The sequence below is a fragment of the Pseudomonas sp. 51_B genome (assembly GCF_017491595.1).
Taxonomy (GTDB): Bacteria; Pseudomonadota; Gammaproteobacteria; order Pseudomonadales; family Pseudomonadaceae; genus Aquipseudomonas; species Aquipseudomonas promysalinigenes.
The window spans coordinates 1-227 of record NZ_JAFGYW010000651.1 but is presented as its reverse complement, the minus strand read 5'-3'; the positions used below and the strand labels follow the sequence as shown (position 1 = coordinate 227).

Here is a 227-nt window from a genome sequence, read left to right as displayed (position 1 = left end):
CATCGTTTCACTACTGAGTTCGGGATGGGATCAGGTGGTTCCAATGCTCTATGGTCGTCAAGAAATTCTGTAGCCAGAATGTCCTGTTGGACAGCCCAGCGAATTCGGATATGCGATTTGTGATGTTGCGAATTTTCGGGTCTTTCGTCTTCACCACCACAATCTGCGCTGCAGATTGCTTGGGTGTTATATGGTCAAGCCTCACGGGCAATTAGTATTGGTTAGCT

General features: G+C 47.6%; 1 rRNA gene. It reads right to left on the bottom strand.

Annotated features, from left to right (window positions below):
* Positions 1 to 62 (bottom strand): 5S ribosomal RNA (rrf, locus tag J5M56_RS26565); the annotation flags it as partial.
* Positions 63 to 227 lie beyond the last annotated feature (165 nt).